At 71.2% G+C, this 24,239-nt stretch carries 24 protein-coding genes; 13 read left to right on the top strand and 11 right to left on the bottom strand.

Translation table 11 applies throughout. The features are described 5' to 3' along the window. Positions 1-52: 52 nt before the first annotated feature. Positions 53-2,245 carry an MMPL family transporter gene (locus ACZ4SW_RS10630; protein ID WP_468240658.1) on the bottom strand — a complete coding sequence of 731 codons (2,193 nt, stop codon included), beginning with the start codon at positions 2,243-2,245 and terminating at the stop codon, positions 53-55. Between the two features lie 173 nt (positions 2,246-2,418). Then, positions 2,419-2,979: a helix-turn-helix domain-containing protein gene (locus tag ACZ4SW_RS10635; RefSeq protein WP_468240661.1), complete on the bottom strand. Its 561-nt coding sequence runs from the start codon at positions 2,977-2,979 to the stop codon at positions 2,419-2,421. Positions 2,980-3,203: 224 nt separating this feature from the next. Here ACZ4SW_RS10635 and ACZ4SW_RS10640 point away from each other — a divergent pair, with 224 nt between their 5' ends. Together ACZ4SW_RS10640 and ACZ4SW_RS10645 are read left to right on the top strand one after the other, a co-directional pair. Then, a complete protein-coding gene (locus ACZ4SW_RS10640) occupies positions 3,204-4,226 on the top strand; it encodes a zinc-dependent alcohol dehydrogenase family protein (RefSeq protein ID WP_468240663.1) in 1,023 nt (340 codons plus the stop codon). Between the two features lie 152 nt (positions 4,227-4,378). Continuing rightward, on the top strand, positions 4,379-4,627 hold the full coding sequence (locus ACZ4SW_RS10645; RefSeq protein WP_468240665.1) for an SDR family NAD(P)-dependent oxidoreductase: 249 nt from the start codon (positions 4,379-4,381) through the stop codon (positions 4,625-4,627). Between the two features lie 96 nt (positions 4,628-4,723). Here ACZ4SW_RS10645 and ACZ4SW_RS10650 read toward each other — a convergent pair whose 3' ends face one another. Next, positions 4,724-5,524 carry an alpha/beta fold hydrolase gene (locus ACZ4SW_RS10650; RefSeq protein WP_468240668.1) on the bottom strand — a complete coding sequence of 267 codons (801 nt, stop codon included), beginning with the start codon at positions 5,522-5,524 and terminating at the stop codon, positions 4,724-4,726. A gap of 145 nt (positions 5,525-5,669) precedes the next feature. On the opposite strand from ACZ4SW_RS10650, the gene ACZ4SW_RS10655 reads away from it, so the two are divergent. From ACZ4SW_RS10655 to ACZ4SW_RS10695, 9 genes are all read left to right on the top strand, one after another. Beyond that, positions 5,670-6,569 (top strand): helix-turn-helix transcriptional regulator, encoded by a 900-nt coding sequence (locus ACZ4SW_RS10655; RefSeq protein WP_468240670.1) that lies wholly within the window; start codon positions 5,670-5,672, stop codon positions 6,567-6,569. Positions 6,570-6,715: 146 nt separating this feature from the next. Further along, a complete protein-coding gene (locus ACZ4SW_RS10660) occupies positions 6,716-6,994 on the top strand; it encodes a GlsB/YeaQ/YmgE family stress response membrane protein (RefSeq protein ID WP_468240673.1) in 279 nt (92 codons plus the stop codon). 493 nt (positions 6,995-7,487) lie between these two features. Beyond that, positions 7,488-8,249 (top strand): DeoR/GlpR family DNA-binding transcription regulator, encoded by a 762-nt coding sequence (locus ACZ4SW_RS10665; protein ID WP_468240676.1) that lies wholly within the window; start codon positions 7,488-7,490, stop codon positions 8,247-8,249. 157 nt (positions 8,250-8,406) lie between these two features. Further along, positions 8,407-9,771: an ABC transporter substrate-binding protein gene (locus tag ACZ4SW_RS10670; protein WP_468240679.1), complete on the top strand. Its 1,365-nt coding sequence runs from the start codon at positions 8,407-8,409 to the stop codon at positions 9,769-9,771. Between the two features lie 85 nt (positions 9,772-9,856). Further along, the gene (locus tag ACZ4SW_RS10675) at positions 9,857-10,819 is read left to right on the top strand and encodes a carbohydrate ABC transporter permease (RefSeq protein ID WP_468240682.1); all 963 of its coding nucleotides are present in this window, start codon (positions 9,857-9,859) and stop codon (positions 10,817-10,819) included. Beyond that, positions 10,819-11,694 (top strand): carbohydrate ABC transporter permease, encoded by an 876-nt coding sequence (locus tag ACZ4SW_RS10680; protein ID WP_468240685.1) that lies wholly within the window; start codon positions 10,819-10,821, stop codon positions 11,692-11,694. The genes ACZ4SW_RS10675 and ACZ4SW_RS10680 overlap by 1 nt, the downstream gene beginning before the upstream one ends. Then, positions 11,691-12,680: a zinc-dependent alcohol dehydrogenase family protein gene (locus tag ACZ4SW_RS10685; protein ID WP_468240688.1), complete on the top strand. Its 990-nt coding sequence runs from the start codon at positions 11,691-11,693 to the stop codon at positions 12,678-12,680. The genes ACZ4SW_RS10680 and ACZ4SW_RS10685 overlap by 4 nt, the downstream gene beginning before the upstream one ends. Next, a complete protein-coding gene (locus tag ACZ4SW_RS10690) occupies positions 12,677-13,726 on the top strand; it encodes a carbohydrate kinase family protein (RefSeq protein WP_468240690.1) in 1,050 nt (349 codons plus the stop codon). The genes ACZ4SW_RS10685 and ACZ4SW_RS10690 overlap by 4 nt, the downstream gene beginning before the upstream one ends. Beyond that, on the top strand, positions 13,723-13,863 hold the full coding sequence (locus tag ACZ4SW_RS10695) for a hypothetical protein (RefSeq protein ID WP_468240693.1): 141 nt from the start codon (positions 13,723-13,725) through the stop codon (positions 13,861-13,863). Before ACZ4SW_RS10690 ends, ACZ4SW_RS10695 begins: the two co-directional genes overlap by 4 nt. Positions 13,864-13,978: 115 nt before the next feature. Here ACZ4SW_RS10695 and ACZ4SW_RS10700 read toward each other — a convergent pair whose 3' ends face one another. Together ACZ4SW_RS10700 and ACZ4SW_RS10705 are read right to left on the bottom strand one after the other, a co-directional pair. Continuing rightward, positions 13,979-14,200: a helix-turn-helix domain-containing protein gene (locus ACZ4SW_RS10700; protein ID WP_317441155.1), complete on the bottom strand. Its 222-nt coding sequence runs from the start codon at positions 14,198-14,200 to the stop codon at positions 13,979-13,981. Next, entirely contained in the window at positions 14,200-14,691 is a 492-nt protein-coding gene (locus ACZ4SW_RS10705) for a DUF2975 domain-containing protein (RefSeq protein WP_468241250.1), read from the bottom strand. Before ACZ4SW_RS10705 ends, ACZ4SW_RS10700 begins: the two co-directional genes overlap by 1 nt. 243 nt (positions 14,692-14,934) lie before the next feature. Here ACZ4SW_RS10705 and ACZ4SW_RS10710 point away from each other — a divergent pair, with 243 nt between their 5' ends. Beyond that, entirely contained in the window at positions 14,935-16,317 is a 1,383-nt protein-coding gene (locus tag ACZ4SW_RS10710) for an MFS transporter (RefSeq protein ID WP_468240697.1), read from the top strand. A 76-nt stretch (positions 16,318-16,393) separates the two neighbouring features. Here ACZ4SW_RS10710 and ACZ4SW_RS10715 read toward each other — a convergent pair whose 3' ends face one another. The 4 genes from ACZ4SW_RS10715 to lnt all read right to left on the bottom strand — a co-directional run bounded on the left by ACZ4SW_RS10715 (position 16,394) and on the right by lnt (position 21,458). Further along, entirely contained in the window at positions 16,394-18,319 is a 1,926-nt protein-coding gene (locus ACZ4SW_RS10715; RefSeq protein WP_468240700.1) for a helix-turn-helix domain-containing protein, read from the bottom strand. Positions 18,320-18,464: 145 nt separating this feature from the next. Then, the gene (locus ACZ4SW_RS10720; protein WP_468240703.1) at positions 18,465-19,253 is read right to left on the bottom strand and encodes a 3-hydroxybutyrate dehydrogenase; all 789 of its coding nucleotides are present in this window, start codon (positions 19,251-19,253) and stop codon (positions 18,465-18,467) included. A 54-nt stretch (positions 19,254-19,307) separates the two neighbouring features. Further along, on the bottom strand, positions 19,308-19,787 hold the full coding sequence (locus tag ACZ4SW_RS10725) for an NUDIX hydrolase (RefSeq protein ID WP_468240706.1): 480 nt from the start codon (positions 19,785-19,787) through the stop codon (positions 19,308-19,310). Positions 19,788-19,796: 9 nt separating this feature from the next. Continuing rightward, entirely contained in the window at positions 19,797-21,458 is a 1,662-nt protein-coding gene (gene lnt / locus ACZ4SW_RS10730; RefSeq protein ID WP_468240708.1) for an apolipoprotein N-acyltransferase, read from the bottom strand. A 224-nt stretch (positions 21,459-21,682) separates the two neighbouring features. Between lnt and ACZ4SW_RS10735 the strand changes: the two genes are divergently transcribed. Beyond that, positions 21,683-22,744 (top strand): O-antigen ligase family protein, encoded by a 1,062-nt coding sequence (locus ACZ4SW_RS10735; protein WP_468240710.1) that lies wholly within the window; start codon positions 21,683-21,685, stop codon positions 22,742-22,744. Positions 22,745-22,801: 57 nt separating this feature from the next. On the opposite strand, the gene ACZ4SW_RS10740 is transcribed toward ACZ4SW_RS10735, so the two are convergent. Together ACZ4SW_RS10740 and ACZ4SW_RS10745 are read right to left on the bottom strand one after the other, a co-directional pair. Then, complete coding sequence (locus tag ACZ4SW_RS10740) at positions 22,802-23,347, bottom strand: hypothetical protein (RefSeq protein WP_468240713.1); 546 nt, start codon at positions 23,345-23,347, stop codon at positions 22,802-22,804. A 78-nt stretch (positions 23,348-23,425) separates the two neighbouring features. After that, positions 23,426-24,211, bottom strand: a complete 786-nt coding sequence (locus tag ACZ4SW_RS10745) for a glutamate racemase (RefSeq protein WP_468240716.1) — start codon at positions 24,209-24,211, stop codon at positions 23,426-23,428. Positions 24,212-24,239 lie beyond the last annotated feature (28 nt).

Consider the following 24,239-nt stretch of genomic DNA (forward strand, 5'->3'; position numbering starts at 1 on the left):
TCGGCACCTCCAGGGCCCGGTGGCCCGGCAGACCCGCCCCGTCACACCTTCGCTAGCCGCGGCGCCCGGACGGGTCGTGCGCGACCGTGTCCCGTTCTCCGCCGGCGACGGGCCCGGAACCGGGGGACCCGGCGGTCGCGCCGGCCGCCGCTTCCTCCGCACGGTCCCCGTGCCCCGGCCACCACGCCGCGTGGCCGATCAACGCGGTGAGGCTCGGGGTGAAGAACATCGCCATGACGAAGGCGGCGACCGCGATGCCGAAGGAGACCGCGAAACCCATCTCCGTGAGGAGCGAGTTGCCCGCCAGCATCATCGTGGCGAAGGTCGCCGCCAGGATGAAGCCCGCCGCGGCCACGGTAGGCCCTGCGTGCCGCAGAGCCATGCCGGCGGCCTCACGCGGTTCGCGGCCCTCCCGGGCCTCCTCCCGAAGCCGGGCGATCATGAGGATGTTGTAGTCGGTGCCGATGGCGACCACGAAGAGGTACATGATCACCGGCAGCATGAACATCAGACCCGAGTGTCCCTGTCCCTCCTGGAAGATCCAGACGGTCGCGCCGAGGGTGGCGCCGAATCCGAGGCCCACCGAGGCGATCAGGTACCAGGGGGCGACCACACTGCGCAGCAGCAGCCCGAGGATGACCATGATCAGGACGGCGGCGACGGGGAAGACCGTCCGGTAGTCGTGGTTGACCGCGGCGTTGATGTCCTTGTAGATCGAGGACATGCCGCCGACGAGGGCCTGGGTGCCGTCGGGGGCGTCCGAATGGGCGACGTCGCGCACCCGGCCCACGGCGTCGATCGCCTTGTCGGTCGACGCCTCGTACTTGAGCGTGACGGTGAAGTCCGCGGTGGTGCCGTCCTTGTTCACCTGGGTCATACGGGCGCCGGCGACGCCGTCCACGGCGCCGAGCTTCTGCGCGTACGCGTCGAAGGCGGCCTTGTCCAGCGGCTTGCCGTCGGTGCTGGAGAGGTAGACATCGGTGGGTGCGGCGGCGCCCGCCGAGTACGCCTTCTGCATCTCGTCCTGGACGACCATGGACTCCTTGGTCTTGGGCATGGAACCCGACGCCAGGTCGAACGTGGCCTTGTAGCCGAACGTGCCGAGCGACAGCGCGATCAGGACGAGTCCGGACAGCGCGGCGGTCAGCGCCGGGCGGCGCTGCACACCGCGGCCGAGCGCGGCGAAACGGGCGTTCTCCGGCTCCCGTTGCCAGGACTTGGAGGGCCAGAAGACCTTCGGCCCGATGAGCGAGACCACGGCCGGGATCAGGGTCAGGCCCGCGACCAGGGTGGCGGCGACCGCGATGGCGAGGGCCGGGCCCATCTGCTTGAGGAAGCCGAGCGTGGACAGCACCAGCGCGAGGAAGGCGATGATGACCGCTCCGGCCGCCGAGGCGATGGCCTCGCCGACCCGGCCGACCGCGTTGACCATGGCCTGCTTGGGTTCGTCGCCGGCGCGCAGGCGTTCGCGGTAGCGGAACATCAGGAACAGGAAGTAGTCCGTGCCCACGCCGAAGAGCACGACGATCAGGATCGACGAGATCGAGCTGTTGGCCTGCAGGTCGAACAGCTTGGTGGCGTACGCGATCAGGCCGTTGGCGACGGCGGACACCAGGCCGATCAGGATCAGGGGCAGTACGGCCAGGATCGGCGCCCGGAAGATGATCAGCAGGGTCACCAGGATGATCACGAAGGTGCCTATGCCGATCAGCGCCTGGCCGCGCTGGGACGAGTCCTGCTGGTCGAGGGCCTGCGCGGCGGAGCCGCCGAGCTTGGCGTCGAGGTGGGTGCCCTTGGCGAGCGCCTTGGCGTCCTCGCGCAACACCTTCGCCGCGTCGGCCTGTTTCGGCTGGCCGGCGTTCTTGCTGTCCATCTGGACCAGGGTCAGGGCGTACCTGCCGTCCTTGGACGGCTGGCCGGGGACGACCTTCTGCACCTGGTCTATGTGCTTGTCGCCCAGCTCTGTGGTGATCCGGGCGACGTCCTGCCGGTCGGCGGCGGTCAGCTTGCCGCCGTCGGTGCGCTGGTACAGCACGATCGCGGACGGGGTGAAGGCGCTGGGGAACGCCTTCTGCTGGAGGTCCGCCGCTTTGATGGACTCGTAACTCTTGGGCAGGAAACTGCTCTCATCGCTGTTCGAGGGAAGGCTCGGAGCGGTGGCCACGATCGCCACCGCCGCGATCAGCCACGCCACGATCGTCCAGACCGGATGTCGGACGACAGCGCTTCCGATACGTCGGAACATGCGGAAGGTCCTCCTGGGTAGGAAGATCACCGCAGCCCGGGGAGCGGACCCTGGCATCGGCGACCCCGACCGGCACGCCGAGAACGGGCCGGTCGAATGGTTGTCTTGGGGACCGATCGTAGTGGCCGCATTCCAAGATCATTCCATGGGGCCTCCGGTGATGTGAGAAGCCGTCACCTTTCGGCCGGGGTTGGCGAGTATCCGACGGCGATGAGTGAACTCCGTTTCCGCAGAAGGACATTCGGACGAAGCCGGGATGCGCGTTGCCTGCGGCGGGGAAGCCGTCGATGACACCGCGCGGCACCAGCAGTCCGTCGACGGTGCTCGGCGTGGTCGCGGGTGCGGCGACGGCGCCCGGACGCACGACGCCCGGCAGCAGAACGGTCAGCGGCCGGTCTACGACGATCCGCGCGCCCTCGGCGGCGAGCTTGCCGACGAGGCCGTCGAGCTTGCCGCGGTTGCGGGAGATCAGGGCGACGTCGAAGCCGTGGGACCCGAAGGTGCGGGCGATGGCCAGCCCTCCCCGGTCGGCAGGTTCGGCTCCACCGCCCTGACCATCCCGGCGGCACCGAGCCCAGCTCCTCCTTGGTCGGGAAGCGGCGGAACAGGGTGGCGATGCCCACGCCCGCCTCGCGGGACACGGACGCCATGGAGGCGTTGAGGCCGTCTCGTGCGAACACCTTGCGCGCGCCGGCGATGATCCGCCCCCGGTTGCGCTCGGCGTCGCTGCGCAACGGCTGGGCGGCGGGCTCGTCGGGGCTCCGGGCGCCACGGCCCGTACCGGCCGGCCTGGCGACCGGACTGCGTTATCCATTTTCGGCGCCAGGCAGGCCGTCGTCGAACCGGAGAGGGTCATCGATCCGAACGGAGTTCTCCTCCAGCTCGAGGCCGAAGGACTTCTGCACCTTTCGGGGTACCCGGAGATCGTCGTCGGCGCAGCAAGCAAGGAGAGACGGCAATGCGTGGAGTAGTCATGTACGAGGCCGGGGACGTCCGGGTGGAGGAGCGGGGGGATCCGAAGATCGTCGAGCCGACGGACGCGATCGTCCGGCTGACCGCGACCTGTATCTGCGGGTCGGACCTGTGGCCCTACCGCGGGATCGAGCCCGCCGACCACCAGCCCATGGGCCACGAGTATGTGGGCGTCGTCGAGGAAGTCGGCTCCGACGTGAAGAACCTCGCGGTCGGCGACTTCGTCGTCGGGTCGTTCGTCATCTCCGACAACACCTGCGAGATCTGTCGGTCGGGCTACCAGTCCGGCTGCGTGCACCGGGAGTTCGTGGGAGCGACGGTCGGCACCCAGGCCGAGAAGGCCCGTATCCCGCACGCGGACGGCACCCTGGTCGCCACGCCCGGTCAGCCGGACGAGGACCTGATCCCCTCGCTGCTGGCCGCCTCCGACGTGCTCGGCACCGGCTGGTACGGTGCCGTCGCCGCCGAGGCCGGCCCCGGCAAGACCGTCGCGGTCGTCGGTGACGGCGCGGTCGGCCAGATGGCGGTCCTCGCCGCCAGGCAGCTCGGCGCGGATCGGATCATCGCGATGTCCCGCCACCCCGAGCGGCAGGAGCTGGCCCGGTTCTACGGCGCCACCGACATCGTCGAGGAGCGCGGGGACGCGGGCGTGGCGAAGATCAAGGAACTCACGGGCGGCCTCGGCGCGCACTCGGTGGTCGAGGCCGTCGGCACCCAGGAGTCGACCATGCAGGCGATCGGCGCCACCCGCCCGGGCGGGCACATGGGCTTCGTCGGCGTCAACTACGAGGTCTCGGTCAAGGGCATCGAGCTGTTCTTCGCCGGCATCCACATGGAGGGCGGTCCCGCCCCGGTGCGCCGGTTCCTGCCCGAGTTGATCCAGCTCATCTGGGACCGCGAGATCGATCCGGGCAAGGTCTTCGACCTCACCCTGCCGCTGGACCAGGCCGCTGAGGGTTACAAGGCCATGGACGAGCGCCGCGCCACCAAGGTGCTCCTCACCCTCTGACCCGTCCCCGCACGTACGCTCGCCCCCCACGCACCGCCACGCCGGGGCGTGACCCGCGTGGGATGGGAGCGCGCAGGGGCTCGCCCTCGGCGGGCGTAGCGGCCGAGGCGCACCGCACCCAATCCCCCACCGACAGACGGGAGACGACCGACATGGCACTGGTTCTGGTGACCGGAGCATCCAGCGGGCTCGGGCGCAACACGGCGAACGCGTTGGCCGACGAGGGGCACGACGTGGTCGCCCACGTCCGCAACCCGGCCCGTCTCAGCGACGCGGATGACACCGCCCGGTGGAAGGGTGTCATCACCGGGGACCTCGCCGAACGGGGCGAGATCCGCGACGTCGCCCGGCAAGCCGGCCACTTCGGCCGCTTCGACGCCGTCGTCCACAACGTCCGCTGACCGTCGGCAGGGGCACGCGCCCGGTGCGGGCGTGGCTCCCGCCCTGTCCAGGCTCCGCCCTCCGACCCGTCCGCCGTCCGGGCCGGCCGCGCGTGGTCAGGGCTGAAGGCGTGTGAGGAAGCCTCGGAGGGCTGTCGCGACGGCATCGGGGGCTTCCACGGGGAGCAGGTGCCCGACGGCGGGGACGGTGGTCAGGGTCGCGTGCGGGATGTGCGGCAGAAGGTGCTCGCGCAGGACGGACGGGGGTTCCACCACGTCGTTCTCCCCGGCCAGCACGGCCACCGGGACCTCGATGTCGCGTACGGAGCCCGTGATGTCCTGCGCGATTCCGCGCAGCGGCCACTCCTGCCGGGCCTCGGCACCGGAGGCGAGGCTGTCACGCACCGCGGTGGCCCGCACGGCCTCGGGCAGCGGTGCGGCGGTCAGGACATGGTCGAGGGCGTGCACCACCGTCTCGGGCGAGTCGTACGCGTGGGACAGGCCCTGCCGGTACTCCTCGGTCACCGTGGCGGGCGGCTGCGGCGGCGCGGGCGCAACGAGCACCAGGCCCACCAGCCCCTCGGGCCGGCGGGCCGCGGCGAGCTGACTCGCCTTGCCGCCCATCGAGTGACCGACGAGGACGAACGGCCCCGACACGCACGCGTCGGCCACGCGAACGAGATCGTCGGCGAGCCGGTCGAGGTGATAAGGCCCGGGCAACGCCCGCGAGGTGCCCCAGCCGCGCTGGTCGAAGCGGACCGTCGCCTGCCCGGGCGGCAAGTGGCCGATCACTCCGTTCCAGGTGTCGGCGGAGCCGCCCCAGTAGTGCGCGAACACCAGCACCGGTCCGGTCCGACCGCCGACTCGTGCGTCCAGGACCCCGCCCGCCACGGGCACCGGCATTGTGGATTCCGTCATCGTCACACCTCTCGCGTCGGCTGGGCGAAGCGACCGTCGTCACACTGCCGCAGCCTCGAACGGGTAACCTGTCGTACCTGTCAGGCCCACGTCCGACCGTACGAGAAGGCATATCCGCGCCTCGGTGAAAAGAGACACGGCGATTGTGGAAAACGGACACAGTCCTGTTCGGCAACTGCGTTACCTGCCTGCCGTCGGGTCGCCGTACGGCGTGGAGGTCCTCGACTTCGCCGCGCTGCGTGCCATGGACACCGACCGCCGTCGCGTCCTCCCGCAGCGCCCGGACTTCCACGTCTTCGCCCTGGTCGGCTCCGGCACCGGCACCCATGAAGCGGACTTCCACACCTACCGGCTGACGGAAGGAAGCGCGATATGGATCAGGCCGGGCATGGTGCACCGCTGGAGCGACATCGACTCCTGCCACGGGCCGCTCGTCCTCTTCCGGCCCGGTTTCCTCCCCGGCTTCACCGCGGCGGAGGCCACCGCACCCGTCTGCTGGCATCTGGACCAGCAGCACCTGGACCTCGCCCTGGTCGCAGCGGAACACCTCGGCCGCGAACACGACATGGCAGCGACGACGCCACGCCTGGTGTCCCCCGCGCTGCTCTCCCACCTGCTGGCGGCGCTGATCCTGCGGGCACTGCCCGACACACCTGACTCGTCCGACGCCACCCGGGCCGGCGGCCGGCACACGGACGTGTTCCGCGTCTACCGAGCCGCCGTGGAAGAGCACTTCACCGACTGGCACCATGTGGCCGACTACGCACGGGCGCTGGGCTACGACGTGCGCACCCTCACGCGCGCAACGCGCACCGCCGCGGGCACCGGCGCCAAGGCCTTCCTCGACCAGCGCATCCTGCTGGAGGCCAAGAGGCTGCTCGCCCACACCGATCTCCCGGTCACCGGCTGCGCCCGACGCCTCGGCTTCCGCGACGTCGGCAACTTCACCACCTTCTTCCGGCGCCAGGCCGCCATGCCCCCCGCCGCCTGGCGCGCCGCGTACGGTGCGGCCGGCACCCGATCCATTCCGCCGCCCGCGAGGTGACACAACGGCAGCCCGAGTGAGAGCAAGCAGTCACCTGCTCACTCCGGGAGCCGCAGGGCCGCGATGAAAAGGAGACGTTTGTACGAGAGCAGACGGTCTACACGATGAGCTAACACAGCCTTTACACGACGAGACGGAGACGCACCATGGGCATCATCGCGTGGATCATCATCGGCCTGCTCGCCGGTGCCATCGCCAAGGCCATCATGCCGGGCAAGGACCCCGGCGGCATCGTCATCACCATGCTCATCGGCGTGGCCGGCGGACTGCTCGGCGGCTGGCTCGGCAAGGTGATCTTCGGCGTCGACTCCATCGACGGGTTCTTCGAACTCTCCACCTGGATCGCCGCGATCGTCGGCTCCCTCATCCTGCTCGCTCTCTACCGCCTCTTCACCGGCAACCGGCACTCGCACCGTCACGCATGACCCGCTGACGCCGAACGCATCCGGGTATCTCTCGAAGGCTCCCACCCTGGTTCGAAGGGGGGAGCCTTCGCCGTGTGCGGGCCACCGGGCGGCGGGACATCCGTCGGGCGCACGGCCGTCGCGCGCCGGGTCCCGAGGGCGTTCCGGCAGCAGGGACGACGACGGAACCCGCGCGGGCCTGTGACGGCGGTGCACCGCCCGGCCTTGACGGGGCGCTGCAAGATCCGGAGCCGGCGGCCGCGCGGCGATGAGGTCACGCACACTTCAGCGTTCGCCCGAACCGGGCACAGGAGCGGGCCCATGCGGGCAGCAAGAAAGCGGACAAATTGCCCAGCAGGGCTGTGAGCTGCTGTTTCGCACAATCCCATCAGGCATTATCGGGCGATTTCAGGCCCGTTGTGGGCCACTTTTCGCCAAAAGCTGATTGGTATAAATGTGCGGCAAGACCGGGCACGCCGTGCCCGGACCGGGTACGCAAGCCGAGGGGAGTGCGATGAACGCCGAAGAGCGTCAGAGCCGCATTCTCGCGCTCGCTCGTCACCAGGGACGAATCGAGGTCACCACCACGGCCGTCGACCTGGCCGTCGCGCCGGAGACCATCCGTCGCGACCTCAGCGTCCTGGAACGCAGGGGCCTGCTCCGCCGCACCTACGGCGGTGCCTATCCCGTCGAGGGCGCGGGCTTCGAGACGGGCCTTCCCCAACGAGAGACCCTGCACGTCCAGGACAAGCGCCGGATCGCCGCGGAGGCGGTCAAGCTCCTCGGTGACGCGGAGACCGTGTTCGTGGACGAGGGCTACACCCCCCAGCTCCTCGCCGCGCTCCTCCCCGGTGACCGGCCCCTGACCGTGGTCACCGCGTCACTGTCCACCGCAGCGGCGATCGTGGACTCTCCGCAGGTCACCGTGTTGCTCCTCGGGGGCCGGGTCCGGGCGCGGACCCTGGCCACGGTGGGCTCATGGGCCTGCGCCATGCTCGAGCGATTCGTGATCGACCTCGCCTTCCTCGGGTCGAACGGGATCTCCCGGGAGCTCGGCCTGACCACCCCCGATCCGGTGGTGGCCGACGTCAAGGCCAAGGCGCTGGCCGTGTCGCGCCGACGCGTGTTCATGGGGCACCACAGCAAGTTCGGCGCGAGCAGCTTCTGCCGCTTCGCCGGGGTGGGTGACTTCGAGGCGATCGTCACCGACACCGGGCTGTCCAGCGCCGAGGCGCACCGCTACTCACTGATGGGACCCCGCGTCCACCGGGTCTGACCCGCTCAGCCCGCCCCCTGCCGCCAGGGACGGCTCCGCCAGAGCCGCGCCGACGGCATCCCCTGCCCTCTCACAGCCAACACAACCGTCTGCCCGATCCCACATTCCCCCTCCCCCCATCGCTGCCCACATCCGACATTTCATGAAAGGGACGATCATGATTTCAAGACCCACTGTTCTGCGGCGCGCTGTGCCGCTGGGCGCGCTGGCCGTGTGCGGCGCACTGATCACGGCGTGCGCGGGCGCCGGCGGCGCAGGCGGTGGCTCCGGCTCGCACTCCATCAACGTGCTGATGGTGAACAACCCGCAGATGGCGGACCTGCAGAAGCTCACGGCGGCCAACTTCACCAAGGAGACCGGCATCAAGGTCAACTTCACGGTGCTGCCCGAGAACGACGTCCGCGACAAGATCACCCAGGACTTCTCCAGCCAGGCCGGCCAGTACGACGTGGCGACCATCAGCAACTACGAGACGCCGATCTACGCCAAGAACGGCTGGCTCGCCCCGCTGACCTCGTACGCGAAGAAGGACACCGCCTTCGACCAGAGCGACATCCTGCCAGCCATGCAGGAATCCCTGACGGCGTCCGGCCAGACGTACGCCGAGCCGTTCTACGGCGAGTCCTCCTTCCTGATGTACCGCAAGGACGTCTTCAAGGAGAAGGGGCTGACCATGCCGGCCAACCCCACCTGGCAGCAGGTGGCCGACCTGGCGGCCAAGGCCGACGGCGCCAGGCCCGGGATGAAGGGCATCTGCCTGCGCGGCCTGCCCGGGTGGGGTGAGGTGATGGCTCCGCTGACCACGGTGGTCAACACCATGGGCGGCACCTGGTTCGACAAGGACTGGAAGGCCCAGGTCGACAGCCCGGCCTTCACCAAGGCGACCAAGTTCTACGTCGACCTCGTCCGCGCCCACGGTGAGGCCGGCGCCCCGCAGTCCGGATTCGCCGAGTGCCTCAACGACATGGAGCAGGGCAAGGTCGCCATGTGGTACGACGCGACCTCCGCGGCCGGGTCGCTGGAATCCGACGGGTCACCGGTGGCCGGGAAGATGGGCTACGCGCCCGCGCCGGTCGACCGGACCAAGAGCTCGGGCTGGCTCTACACCTGGGCCTGGGGCCTGCAGAAGGCGAGCAAGCACCAGGACGACGCCTGGAAGTTCATCTCCTGGGCGTCCAGCAAGCAGTACGAGGAGCTGGTGGGCAAGAAGCTCGGCTGGTCCCGCGTCCCGGCGGGCAAGCGGAGCTCCACGTACACCAACCCGCAGTACGTCGCCGCGGCGTCGGCCTTCGCCGAGGCCACCGCGAACGCGCTGAAGTCCGCCGATCCCAAGAACCCGGGCGTGCAGCCCCGGCCCGCTCCCGGCATCCAGTTCGTCGGCATCCCCGAGTTCACCGACCTGGGCACGCAGGTCTCCCAGCAGATCAGCTCCGCCATCGCCGGCAAGACCAGTGTCGAGCAGGCACTGAAGACCAGCCAGGCGCTCGCCGAGAAGGTCGCCGCCAAGTACGCGGACAAGTGATCCCTCCCCGATCCACCCGACGTTCCCGACCTCCGGGTCCCGCCCCCGCGGGACCCGGAGACGGGGGCACAGCGGAGACACACCCATGACCCTCACTCACTCGCTCACCAAGCGTGCCCGAGCGCCGCAGACCGTCCACCAGGCGGCACCCCCACGGCGATCCCGCGGGGCATGGGCCCGGCGGGCCCCGCTGCTCCCGGCCCTGATCTTCATGATCGTGGTCACCCAGCTCCCGTTCGTCGGCACCGTGGCGATCTCGTTCATGCGCTGGAACGCCCTCGACCCCGGCAACCGGGCCTTCGCGGGCCTGCAGAACTACAAGGACGCGGTCACCGACCCGCAGCTGCGTTCCTCCCTGCTGACGACCGTCACGCTGACGGTCACCGTGGTGCTGGTCAGCCTGGTTCTGGGCCTGGGGCTGGCTCTGCTCCTCGACCGTCGGTTCCGCGGCCGCGGCATCGTCCGCACCATGCTGATCACACCGTTCCTCGTGGTGCCCGTGGCCTCCGCACTGCTGTGGAAGCACGCGCTGTACAACGCCACCTACGGGCTGATCAACGGATCGCTGACCTGGCTGTGGAGCCTGTTCGGCAGCGACAACGCGCCGCAGCCCGACTGGCTGTCCTCACTGCCGCTGATGTCCGTGGAGGCGTCGCTGATCTGGCAGTGGACGCCCTTCATGATGCTGATCCTGCTGGCCGGGCTGCAGAGCCGCCCCATGGACGCCGTCGAGGCGGCCCGCGTGGACGGTGCGACCACCTGGCAGGTCTTCCGCCACCTCACCTTCCCGCACCTGCGCCGCTATCTCGAGCTGGCCGCACTGCTGGGCAGCATCTACGTGGTGCAGAACTTCGACGCCGTCTTCACGCTCACCGGCGGCGGCCTGGGCACCGCCAACCTGCCCTACACCGTCTACGAGACCTTCTACCAGGCGCACGACTACGGGCAGGCCTCCGCGGAAGGCGTCATCGTCGTCCTCTGCTCCCTCCTCGTGGGCAGCTTCGCGCTCAGGACCGTCTCGTCCCTGCTCCGAGAGGAGACCCTCTGATGGCCGCGACCATCGCCTCCCCCCAGCGCCCCCCGGGCAGCCCCGGCGGCGCGGCCCGACGCCGGCGCGGCGCACTCGGCCTGCTGGCCTGGCTCTGCGGAGCCGTGTTCTTCCTTCCGGTCGCCTGGATGGTGCTCACCTCGCTGCACAGTGAGTCCGACGCCGCGACCAACCCCCCGAGCCTGGGGGCGCCGCTGACCCTCCAGGGCTACCGGGAGTTCCTCGGCGCGAGTACCGGCGTCTCCCCCTGGCCGCCGCTGATCAACTCCTTTTCCGCGAGCCTCGTCTCGACGCTCCTGGTGCTGGTGCTGTCCATCCCGGCCGCGTACGCGCTGTCCATCAAGCCGGTGCGCAAGTGGACGGACGCGATGTTCTTCTTCCTGTCCACCAAGATGCTGCCCGCGGTGGCCGGACTGCTGCCGATCTACCTGATCGCCCAGAACAGCGGCCTGCTCGACAACGTCGCGCTGCTGGTCATCCTCTACACCTCGATGAACCTTCCGATCGCGGTGTGGATGATGCGTTCGTTCCTCGCCGAGGTCCCCGTCGAGATCCTGGAGGCGGCCTCCATCGACGGCGCCGGACTGCCCACCGTCCTCGCCCGGATCGTCGCGCCGGTGGTCGCCCCCGGCATCGCCGCCACCTCGCTGATCTGCTTCATCTTCAGCTGGAACGAACTTCTCTTCGCACGTGTGCTCACCGGTGTCGTCGCCGGCACCGCCCCCGTGTTCCTCACCGGCTTCGTCACCAGCCAGGGCCTCTTCCTGGCCAAGGTGTGCGCCGCCGCCGTCTGCATTTCCCTGCCGGTCCTCATCGCCGGATTCGCCGCCCAGGACAAGCTTGTCCAGGGCCTGTCCCTTGGAGCAGTCAAGTGAAAGCCGCCGTCATCAGCTCGCCCGGCCAGGTCGGCGTCGAAACCGTCGACGACCCCACACCGGGCCCCGGGCAGGTGGTGATCGAGGTCTCGGCCTGCGGCCTGTGCGGCACCGATCTGCACATCCTGCAGGGCGAGTTCGCGCCGACCCTGCCCATCATTCCCGGACACGAGTTCGCCGGCGAGGTCGTCGCGCTGGGCTCCGGGGTACGCGACCTGGCCGTCGGCGACCGCGTCGCCGTCGACCCCTCTCTGTACTGCCACGAGTGCCACTACTGCCGTATCGGGCGCGGCAACATGTGCGAGCGCTGGAACGCCATCGGTGTCACCGTCCCCGGCGGCGCGGCACAGTACACGGCCGCCCCCGCGGCCAACTGCGTGAAGCTCCCCGAGCACGTCCGCACCGAGGACGCCGCCCTCATCGAGCCGCTGTCCTGCGCGGTACGCGGCTACGACATCCTGCGCTCCACGCTCGCCAGCAACGTACTCATCTACGGCTCGGGCACCATGGGCCTGATGATGCTGGAACTCGCCAAGCGCACCGGGGCGGCCACGGTCGACATGGTCGACATCAACGAGGACCGGCTCGCCACCGCCCGCACGCTCGGCTGCAGCAACGCGGTGACCACCGCCGACGCGATCGAGCGCCCGCGCGGCTGGGACGTGGTCATCGACGCCACCGGCAACGCCCAGGCCATCCAGGACGCCCTGGGCCGGGTCGGCAAGGGGGGTACGTACCTCCAGTTCGGCGTCGCCGACTACGCGACCCGGGCCACCATCGACCCGTACCGGATCTACAACGAGGAGATCACCATCACGGGCTCGATGGCGGTCCTGCACAGCTACGAGCGCGCCGCCGAGCTGTTCGCCGGTGGAGTCCTCGATCCGGAGATCTTCATCAGCGACCGGCTGCCGCTGACGGACTACGCCGAGGCCCTGCGGCAGTTCCAGGCCGGGAAGGGCCGCAAGATCCAGGTGCTGCCGTGACCAGTAGCAGCGAAGACGGACACGACCGCGCCGGTACCGAGCCGGCGCCGGGGGCCCTGGCCGGCAGAGGGGACACAGCGGCCCCCGGGCTCCCGGCGCTCGTCATCGGCGAGGCACTGGTGGACATCATCGCCGGTCCCAACGGCCCGCGCCGGAGCCACCCCGGTGGCAGCCCCGCCAACGTCGCGCTGGGTCTGGGCAGGCTCGGGCACCCGGTCCGGCTCGCCACCCGCGTGGGACACGACCACTTCGGCAGCCTGGTGCGAAAGCACCTGGAGGGCAGCGGGGTCGACCTGGCACCGGGATCCGTGGTCGACGCCGCCACGTCCACGGCGACCGCCGTACTCGATGCCGCGGGCGCCGCGAACTACACCTTCGACATCACCTGGGCGCTGTCGGAGGCCGTCGAGGAGGCGCTGCGCGACGGCCCGCCGGCGCACGTCCACACCGGATCCATCGCCACCGCCCTGAGTCCGGGAGCCGACCAGGTCTTCAGCACCCTGCACACCCTGCGCACCTCGGCCACCGTGTCCTACGACCCCAACCTGAGGCCCGCACTGCTCCGCTCCGCGGAGCGGGAGCGTGACCGGGTGGAGGAACTCGTCGCCGTCAGCGACGTGGTGAAGGCGAGTGAAGAGGACCTGGCCTGGCTCCATCCGGGCGAGAGTCCCGACGAGACGGCGGCCCGCTGGGCACGAAACGGTCCGGCGCTGGTCGTCCTCACCCTGGGAGCGAACGGCGCCCGGGCCTGGTGGCGGCACGGCTGCCAGGACATCGAGCCGGTGCCCGTCCGGGTCGTGGACACCGTGGGGGCGGGCGACGCGTTCATGGCCGGACTGGTCAGCCGGCTGCTGCACGCCGGGCTGCTGGGAGGCGGCCCGGGAGCGGAGGCGGAGACGGCACGCGCGGCACTGCGCGCGGCGACGGACACCGATCGACTGCCCGCGGTGCTCGGCGAGGCGCTGGCGGTGGCCGCCCGGGCGGCCGCGCTCACGTGCGCGCGTGAGGGAGCGGACCCACCCACGGCGGGAGAACTGACGGCGTGAGCCTACGCGTTGGCCGCGGAGCCGAAGAGGTCCATGTCGTCCCGGGCGCCGACCACGTGGACGACGAGACGGAGCTGCTCCCGTTCGACAAGCCGGAGGAGTCCTTCACCAAGTACCTGGCGTGGAGCCACTGCTGACGGTCAGCCGCCCCCGGGGACATCCCCTGGGGCGGCTTCCCGGGCCAGGAAGACCCGGCGGCGGCCGAGGAGGTCGACGGTACGGCCGGCGTTTTCACGCCCGCCCTGTGGCACGTCAGCCGCCCGCGGCATCCTCGGCCTCCCAACGCAGCAGGTCGCCCGGCTGGCATGTGAGCACCTCGCAGAGCGCGGCGAGCGTCGCGAAGCGCACCGCCTTGGCGCGGCCGTTCTTGAGTACCGCCAGATTGGCGGGCGTGATCCCCACACGGTCCGCTAGCTCGCCCACGGACATCTTCCGCCTGGCCAGCATCACGTCGATGTCGACGACGATGGGCATCAGATCACCTCGTCCAGCTCGGCCTGCATCTGCGCCGCTTCGACGTCGCGCGCGACGGCCTGGGCGAGCAGCATCCGCAGCACGAGCACGATGAGCGCGACACCCAGGATGGCCACGCCAACCCCACCCATGATGACGGTGACGCCCGGGTCGTCCCGCTGGCCCGGCGCATTGAGGACCGTGACCGCGAACCACAACAGGGCAGCCGCCACGATCGCACCGATCACGCCGTCCACGTACCGGAAGGCGGCATGAGAGAACACGGTTCCGCGTCGCACCATCGTCACCAGCCGCCATACGCAGACCAGGGCGACCTGGACCGACACCATGCCCAGGATCGTGATCACGCGCAGCGGCGTCAGCGGGAGCGACCCGTCCTCCGGGTCGCTCCCGCTGACCAACGCCCACACCATCCCTGCCTGTACGAACACGGTGCCGGCGAGCACCACCACGAGCACGGCGCGAAGCGCACGCACTGCCAGCATTCCCATGACCCGTCCTTCCATCGAATTGCGGTGGAAATCTATCGAATCTCGATAGATGAAGGCAAGGTTGGGACGGAGGGTGGGCGGCGGTTTCGCACCGCGGCGGGACGCCGCTGTGAGCCGGCATGGTGGCCGCACGCATAGCCAACGCTCGAACTATATTGCCCCACCACATGTGCGCCTGACCTGCATGTTTCTACCGTGTGCCGACACGTACCCGTCCCCACCGCACACGAGGAAGTGGCGCACATGGCCTCCGGAACCACCGCTCCCCCACCCCCGGCGAAGCTCCCCCGTATCGTCGCCGCCAGCCTCATCGGCACCACCATCGAGTGGTACGACTTCTTCCTCTACGGGTCCGCCGCCGCGCTCGTCTTCAACAAGCTGTTCTTCCCCGGCTCCGACCCGCTCGTCGGCACGCTGCTGTCGTTCCTGACGTACGCGGTCGGGTTCGCCGCCCGGCCGCTCGGGGCCCTGGTGTTCGGGCACTACGGCGACCGGCTCGGGCGCAAGAAGCTACTGGTCCTGAGTCTGCTGCTGATGGGCGGGGCGACCTTCGCCATCGGACTGCTGCCCACGCACGCCACCGTCGGTACCGCCGCGCCCGTGCTGCTCACCACGCTGCGTCTGGTGCAGGGATTCGCGCTCGGCGGCGAGTGGGGCGGCGCCGTTCTGCTCGTGTCGGAGCACGGCGACGCACGGCGGCGGGGCTTCTGGGCCTCGTGGCCGCAGACCGGCGCGCCGGCCGGGCAGTTGCTCGCCACCGGTGTGCTGTCGTTGCTGACCGCCGTGCTCTCGGACGACGCGTTCGGTTCCTGGGGGTGGCGCATTCCGTTCCTCCTGTCCGGGGTGCTGGTGATCGTCGGTTTGTGGATTCGTCTGTCGGTGGATGAATCGCCCGTGTTCCAGCAGGCGTTGGCGCAGGCCGAGGCCCGTAAGACGGCTGCGGACGGCGATGCGGAGAGGCTGCCGCTGGTGTCCGTGCTGCGTCACCACTGGCGTGACGTACTGGTCGCCATCGGCGCGCGGATGGCGGAGAACATCAGCTACTACGTGATCACCGCCTTCATCCTCGTCTACGCCACCACGTCCGCCGGCGTCTCCAAGCAGACGGCCCTCAACGCCGTCCTCATCGGCTCCGCCGTGCACTTCGCGGTCATCCCGGCCTGGGGCGCGCTGTCGGACCGGATCGGCCGCCGGCCCGTGTATCTGCTGGGTGCGGCCGGGGTCGGCCTGTGGATGTTCCCGTTCTTCTGGCTCATCGACACCGGCGGCTTCGGGAACCTGATCATCGCCGTGACCGTCGGTCTCGTGCTGCACGGGGCGATGTACGCACCCCAGGCGGCCTTCTTCTCCGAGATGTTCGCGACCCGAATGCGCTACTCGGGTGCGTCCATCGGCGCTCAGTTCGCCTCGGTCGCGGCCGGTGCTCCGGCCCCGCTCATCGCGACCGCGCTGCTGTCCGACTACGGCAGCTCCACGCCCATCGCCCTGTACGTGATCGCCGCGGCCGTCCTGACCCTGATCGCGGTCGGTGTCGCCAAGGAGACACGCGATCGGGACCTGGCCCGGGTCGAGTCCGCGGACGCCGAGCCCTCGGGGGCGCGGGCGGCGGATGCGCGCACCGTCTGAGTCCGGGTGCTCCCGACCGGCCCCGTGCGCTCGCGCGTGCGGGGCCGGTCCGCGTCGTGGCACCGGGTGAGCGGCTTCAGCGGAGAGGCGGGCACGACAACCGGTACAGGCGAAGCGCCAGTTGTATCTCCAGGGCGCGGGCCGGGCTCTGCCAGTCGTCTCCGAGGAGCCGGCCCACCCGCTCCAGGCGCTGCGCCACCGTGTTGACATGGACGTGCAGTTCGTCCTTGGTGCGCGCCGGGCTCATCCCGCAGGCGAAGTACGCGTCGAGGGTGCGGACGAGGTCGGTGCCGCGCCGTTCGTCGTAGGCCACGACCTCACCGATGGTGCGTTCGACATAGCCGGCGATGTCGCGGTCTCCGGCGAGCAGCAGCCCCAGGAAACCGAAGTCCTCGGCGGCCGCCCCGTCTCCGGCGCGGCCCAGCAGTCGCAGGGCCTCGAGGCAGCGTTGTCCCTCCGTGTAGGCGGCGGCCACGGCGTCGGGGCGGCCGCCGAGGACTTCGACGGGGGCGGAGGCTCCGACGGTGACCGGTTCGTGGACCGCGGTGCCGAGGTGGCGGGCGGTGCGGCGGGCCAATTCTGTCGCCGTGTCGCCCGGATCCAGCGGCAGCAGCAGGACCGTACCGCCGTCGCGGGCGGCGGCCAGGCCGTGCCGCGTAGCCGCCAGGTGGGACGCGGCGGACCACAGGCGGCGGCGGGCGGCCGCCTCCTGGTCGGCGTCGGCCCCGGTGCCGTCGAGGCGGGCGGCGAGCACCACATGGGTGGTGTCGAGGTCCGCGTGCAGACGGGCGGCGCGCTCGCGCAGCACGCGCGGATCACGGTCGCGGGCATCGAGCAGGTCGTCCAGCAGTTCGCCACGGACGCGCTGTTCGGCCTCGGCGGCCGAGCGGCGGGCGAGCAGCAGCAGGGAGGTGACCATGGCCGCGCGTTCAAGCGTGCGCTGGTCGACGGGGTCGAGCCCCGGATGACCGCGCAGCGCCAGTGCGCCGAGCAGCTCCCCGCCGGCCGCCACGGCGGCGATCCAGTCGTCCCCGTGCCGTACGGCGTGGCCCTCGGCGCGGGACGCCTCCAGGGGTGCGGCGGGCGCGGCCGCCGCCTCGGTGAACTCGACCGTGCCGTCCAGGACCTGGGACACGGCCGCCGCCACGTCGTGGACGCCGCCGCCGCGCAGGACGAGTTCGGCGAGGCGGTCGTGGACGTCAGAGGCGCGCTCGATGACCGCGCTGCGGTCGCGGATGATCTCGTTTGCACGGGCGAGCCGGTCCAGGGCCGAACGGGTCTCGGTGAGGAGGTTGGCGGTGTCGATGGCGGCGGCGGCCAGCGCCGCGAACGAGCCGAGTAGCGCGATCTCCTCCCGCTCGAAGACCCTGGCCCGCCGGTCGGCGGCGAACAGCACCCCGATGACCTGGGCACCGATCATCAGGGGCACCCCGAGGATCGCGACGAGCCCCTCGTCGCGCACGCCCGTGTCGATCGTCCAGGTGTGCCGGAATCGGTCGTCCTTGAAGTAGTCGGGCGTCACGTAGGGGCGGGCGGTCTGGGCCACGAGTCCGCCGAGCCCCTCCCCCATGCCGAGCCTGAGCTGCTGGAAGCGTGCGGCGACCGAGCCCTCGGTGACCCTCATGTAGGTGTCGCCCGCGTCCTCGTCGTGCAGGGTGAGATACGCGACGTCGGTGCTCAGCAGGGAGCGGGCGCGCTGGACGATCGCCTGCAGGACGGCGTCGAGGTCCCGCAGGCCGGCCAGGTCGTGGGCGGTCTCGAAGAGCGCGGACAGCTCCGCTTCGCGGCGGCGTCTGCCCTCCATCTCGGCGCGCACGTGCAGCGCGAGCCGCTTGGCCTGCTCGAGCGCGTGGATGCGCTCGGGAGGCAGGCCCTCCGCGCGGGCGAGCAGCACCGGCTGCTCGTAGGCGTCGGCCGACGCGCCCCGGGCCAGGAGCTCCAGGAACGGCGCCTCGGCACCGGTGCCGGGGCGCTCCGCGGACTGTACGTGATCGCGAGACATGCCCCCAGAATGACCCACCGCCGGCCCGGGTCCACCTGGCCTGTGGACAACTTCCGACATGTCCCCGCTCAGTCCCTGCTCAGTCCCTGGTCTGCCCCTGGTCGGCCCCTGGTCGGCCCCTGCTCAGTCTCCCCTCGGTCCCCGCTCAGTGGGCGGTCCAGCCGCCGTCCAGGACCAGCGACGTACCGGTGATGAAGGACGCCTGCGGGCTGCACAGATAGGCCACCGCCTCGGCGACCTCCTCCGGATCGATCAGCCGCTTGACGGCGCTGTCCCGCAGCAGCACCTCGGACAGCACGCGCTCCTCGGGGATCCCGTGTGTGCGTGCCTGGTCGGCGAGTTGCTTCTCGACGAGAGGGGTGCGCACGTACGCCGGGTTCACACAGTTCGAGGTGACGCCGTGCGGGGCGCCTTCCAGGGCGGCGGTCTTCGAGAGTCCTTCCAGTCCGTGCTTGGCGGCGACGTACGCCGCCTTGTACGGGGATGCGCGCAGCCCGTGGACCGAGGAGATGTTGACGATGCGGCCCCAGCCCTGCCCGTACATGTGGGGCAGCGCTCCGCGGATGAGCCGGAAGGGGGCTTCCAGCATCACCGTCAGGACCGTGTGGAAGACGTCGGGTGGGAACTCCTCGAGCGGCCGCACCAGTTGGATCCCGGCGTTGTTGACCAGGATGTCGGTGCCGGCGGCGGCGTGTTCGGCGGCGTCCAGGTCGGTGAGGTCGAGGACGTGTGGTGCGACGGTGCCCGGCAGGTCGCGGGCGGAACCGGCGAGGGCGTCGAGGCCGGTGGCGTCCCGGTCGACCGCTCTTACCTTGGCCCCGGCGGCGGCCAGCCGCAGCGCGCAGGCGCGGCCGATGCCGCTGGCGGCACCGGTGACGAGGGCGGTGCGTCCGCCGAGATCGACTGAGGTGGTGTGGGGGTGGGGCACGGTCATGTGGTGACCCTAAGCAACGCCGGAGCCCCACCCCATATGGTCACCACCCATACTTCACAGTGGATTCGTGGGGTCGAACCATGTGGGTGCGTCCGCCAGGGCTTGCTTGATCCGCAGCAGGCCGAATTCGTTCAGATCCGGCAGGGAGTCCACCGGGAACCAGCCGACCTCCAGCGACTCGTCGTCGTTCACGCGCGCTTCGCCGCCGACGGCCCGGCAGCGGAACGTGATGTCCATGTACTGGCACGTGTCGCCGTTGGCGTACGTCACCGGCGCCAAGGCCTGGACGAGGACCACACGTTCGGCGACGCACCGCACGGCCGTCTCCTCGTAGACCTCGCGCACGGCGCAGGCCGCGGGCTGCTCCCCGGGATCCGGGATGCCACCGATCGCCGACCACCGCCCGGTGTCGGACCGGCGCCCCAGCAGCACCCTTCCGTCGTCGTCCAGGACGATGGCGGTGACGCCGGGGAGCCAGAGCAACTGATGACCGGCGGAGGCCCGGATGGTCCGGATGAAGTCAGGAGTAGCCATGGGCCGACCCTAGCGGGTCGGTTCGGCGACTCCCGCTTCTTCGTGGCGAACGGCCTGGGTGCGGCGGTCGCGGCGGCCGCGTGTCCCGGACACCACCGCCCATCCGAGGCCGGCCGCCGCGACGAGCACGAGAAGCATCTCGGGGAGGGTGCCGAGCCGGGTGGCGGGGGTCGTGAAGGAGCGCAGCGGCACCTTCTGCACGAGCGAGTCGGCGACGAACATGCCCGTGCGCTGGGTGATCCTCCCGTCGGGCATGATGACGGCGCTGACGCCGCTGGTCACCGGAACGGTGACGGTACGGCTGTGCTCCACCGCCCGCACCCGTGACATGGCGAGCTGCTGGTACGTCATCTCGCTGCGGTCGAAGGTGGCGTTGTTGCTGGGCACCGATATCAGCTGGGCGCCGTCGGTGACGGTGGAGCGCACCGTCCAGTCGAAGGCGGCCTCGTAGCAGGTGACGAGGCCGACCTTGGCACCCGCCATGGTGAACACGCCCGGCTTGTGTCCCCGGCTGAAGTCCTGGCGGACCATCGCCGTCCAGTCCGGGTTGATGGCGTTCAGCAGCGAGCGCAGCGGAAGGTACTCGCCGAACGGCTGCACCTGCCGCTTGTCGTACGTGTCGACCGGGCCCTTGGCGGGGTCCCACAGGATCTGCTCGTTGTAGAGCCTGCCGCCCCGCTCGACCACACCGCCGACCGAGATGGGCGCGCCGATGGCCTTGGCGGCGCGGTCGATCACGGCGGCGGCGTCGGGGTTGGCGAAGGGGTCGACGTCGGAGGAGTTCTCGGGCCACAGCACGAAGTCGGGCCGCGCGACCTTGCCCGCCTTGACCTCGGCGGCCAGACGCTCCGTCTCCCGCGCGTGGTAGTCGAGGACGGCGCGCCGCTGGGCGTTGAACTCCAGCCCGGAGCGCGGCACGTTGCCCTGGATGACGGCCACGGTCGCAGTCCCGTCCTCCGCCTTGTCGCTGACCAGGGAGCGCGCGGCGACGGCGCCCGCCACGGGAGCGGCGACGCTGATCAGGGCCGCTACGGCCGCTCCGCGCCGCAGCGCGCTTCCGGTGCGCCGCCACTCCACGACGAGCCGCACGGTCTCGTAGAGCCCGAAGCCGCACAGGACGACCGCGAAGCCGAGCACCGGGGTGCCGCCGACCGCGGCCAGCGGGAGGAAGACGCCATCCGCCTGACCGAAGGCGATCTTCCCCCAGGGGAACCCGCCGAACGGTACGCGCGCGCGTGCCGCCTCTCCGGCGATCCACAGGGTGGCCGCCCACACCGGCCAGGCGGGCAGCCGGGAGACCAGCGCCATGCCCGCGCCCACCAGCGCGATGAAGATCGCCTCGACCGCGACGAGCGCGACCCAGGGTCCGGGGCCGACCTCGACGCCGGTCCACACGAGCAGCGGCAGCAGAAAGCCGAGGCCGAACAGATAGCCGAGGCCGAGACCCGCCTTCCAGGTACGGCCGCGCAGGGACCAGCCGAAGACGGCGAACGCCGGAAGGGCGAGCCACCACAGCGTCCGGGGCGGAAAGCTGACGTAGAGCAGCACTCCGGACAGCGACGCGGCGACGGCCGGAACGAGGCGCCGCACCCGGCGGACGGCACGGGGCGCGGGCGCGGCCTGTGGCTCGAGCTGTTCCGGCTCGCCCACGGATGTTGCGGTGACGGTCACCCGGGGAGTCTACGGCGCGTGACCACGGCGCGGACAGCGCGGCCCGTGCCCGCGGCACTGCGGGTCCGCCCCTTCCTGCGGCGCGGGGACCACCGTCCGCCGCATCGTTTCTGCACAACCCGTCCACAAACCGGCGCATCGCCCGATACGGTGTGCCCGAACCCTGGAGACCACGGCCGGATGGGGCGGCCGGGACGATCGGGGTCCGTCACAGGGGGGCGGCGGTGGGATCCACGGAGGCGGAGTCCGAGGCCGGTGCCGGTACCGGTGCCGGGGACACGGAAGACGAGAGACGCGACGCCGGGGACACGGCGGGTGTCCTGGTGCTCGCCGCGTGCGCGGTCTGGTCGCTGATCACGGCCGCCACGGACGGCGGAAGGCCCGAGGGCGTCCTGCTCGCGGTGCTCGCGGTCGCCGCGGGCTACGCGTCGGGACGCATCGTCGGGGCGCTGGTGCCGGTGGCGGCACCCGCAGCGGGCGCCCTGGCCGGCGTCGGGCTCGCCGTGGCCGCCCCGCATATCGCGGTGGGCCCGCAGTTCGTCACCCCGCTCGGGCACACCGGCGGGACCGCAGCGCTGCTGACGCTCTCCTCGGGGGCGGCGTGCTGTGCCGCCTGGGCCGCCCGGTCCCCCGCGGCCCGGCTGGCGCTGCGCCTGGCGGCCGCCGGGATCGCGGTGGTCGCGGCGGCGATCGGTTCCACGTCCGGGCTCGTGGCCTGCACCGGCGTACTGCTGTGCTCGCTCGCCGCCGACCGGATCCGGCACCGCGCCCCCGCGCTCGCCGCCCTGGGGCTCGTGGCGGCCCTGGTGACCGGCCTGACCTGGGCGGTCACCGACGACGTACTCCCGGAGGGACTCAGGTCCTTTCTGACGGACCAGCTCAGCCGGCACCGGGTCCTGCTCTGGCACGACGCGCTCGCACTGGCGCACCGGAACCCCGCCCTGGGCGTGGGCCCCGGACGCTTCGGCGATCTGAGCGCCACGGCCGCGCAGTCGCTCCTGCCCGACGGCAAACCGCACTCCGCGCCCCTGCAGCAGGCAGCCGAAGAGGGGCTGCTCGGCGTGGCGCTGCTCGCGACGGTGTTCTGCTGGGTTCTGTACGCGCTGTGGCGCACCCGGCGCCCCACTCCGCTCGCGCTCACGGCGGGCGCCGCGCTCACCTCCCTGGCGGTGATCGCGGCGCTCGGCGACGCGCTGAGCTTCACCACGGTGACGGCGGGAGCGGGACTGCTGGCCGGGATCGCGACCGCGCGCCCGCTGGTGAACGACCGGGCGCCGGGCCGATGAACAGGAAGCCGGGCACACAGGACCCGGCCGGACCGGGGAAGGGGACGCGGACAGGAGTCAGTGCGTGGCGCCGGGCAGCGTCGGATGCAGCCGGGCGCGGATGACCCGCACCGCCGTCTCGGCGTTGTCCACGGTGATCGTGAACGTGTGACCGTCCCACAGGCGCAGGACGACACCCTCTCCACGCCGTACGACCACGGCGGTGCCCTTCTCGGGCCGCCAGCGGTATCCCCAGCCGCCCCACTGGCGCGGTGTGACGCGCGGCACGAATTCGGCACCGGCGACGTGCGCGAGGGGGATGCGGCGGCGCGGCACACCGATGTGGCCGCAGCGCACCTCCAGGCATTCCTTGTCGACCTTCACGGCGACGTGCACGAACGCGAGCGTGCCGAAGAGGACCAGCAGCCCGGCCGCGATGCAGCCCACGACCGACATGACGAGCGGGGCGACGCCGGACGTCCAGGCGGAGTCGACGGCGAGTTCGATACCGAGCGCCATGCAGGCGGCGCCGACGAGCGCCGCCAGCCACTGCGCCCGATTGGTGGCCCGCCCTGTCCAGATGTCCGGGTGCGGGGTTTCGTCGCGGTGGAGGTGGTCCCTCATGCCACGAGAGTACCCATGTTCCGTAGCGCGGGCACCGTATTGCGGAGCGTCACCGGTTCGGGCCGGCGACCGCGGCGCTCACCGCGCCGTGCTGACCGCCTGCAGGAACCTGCCTTCGGGATACGACAGCGCCTCGGCCGGCAGCACGCCGTCCCGGCCGCTCAGCAGCACCGTCAGACCGCCCTCGGCGGGAGCCTCCGGAGCCGGGTCCGCGCCGATGCGGCGCAGCGCCTGCGCGGCCACCGCCCCGGCGCTTCCGTGCATGATGAGCGGCGCCGCGCCGGGCTTCTGGACGGCTTCGCGGATGCGGTCGGCGACCAGTTCGTAGTTGGTGCAGCCGAGCACGACGGTGGTGACGTCGTCGGGGGTGAGCGCCGCCGCGGCGGCGATCGCGGCATCGGTCGCGGGGTCGTCCGCATGGTGCACGGCGTCCGCCAGTCCGGGGCACGGCACCTCGGTGACCTTCACGCCGTCCGCGAACTCCTGGATCAGTCCGCGCTGGTAGGGGCTTCCCGTGGTCGCGGGCGTGGCCCAGATCGCGACGGGCCCGCCCCCCGCCGCGGCCGGCTTGATCGCCGGAACCGTGCCGATGATCGGCAGGTCGGGTTCGAAACGGGCACGCATCACCGGGAGCGAGTGCACGGAAGCGGTGTTGCAGGCGACGATCAGGACGTCGGGACCGTGCGCGGCGGCGGCCTCGGCGACGGCCAGGGCCCGCTCCGTGATGTCCTCGGGTGTGCGCGGTCCCCACGGCATCCCGTCGGGGTCCCAGGAGAGGACGAGGTCCGCGTCGGGCCGCAGCCGGCGTACCGCGGCGGCGGCCGGCAGCAGTCCGATGCCGGAGTCCATGAGCGCGATCTTCACCCGGCAACCATAGACGATATGTCCAACG

This window comes from Streptomyces sp. NPDC028331, from assembly GCF_055565775.1.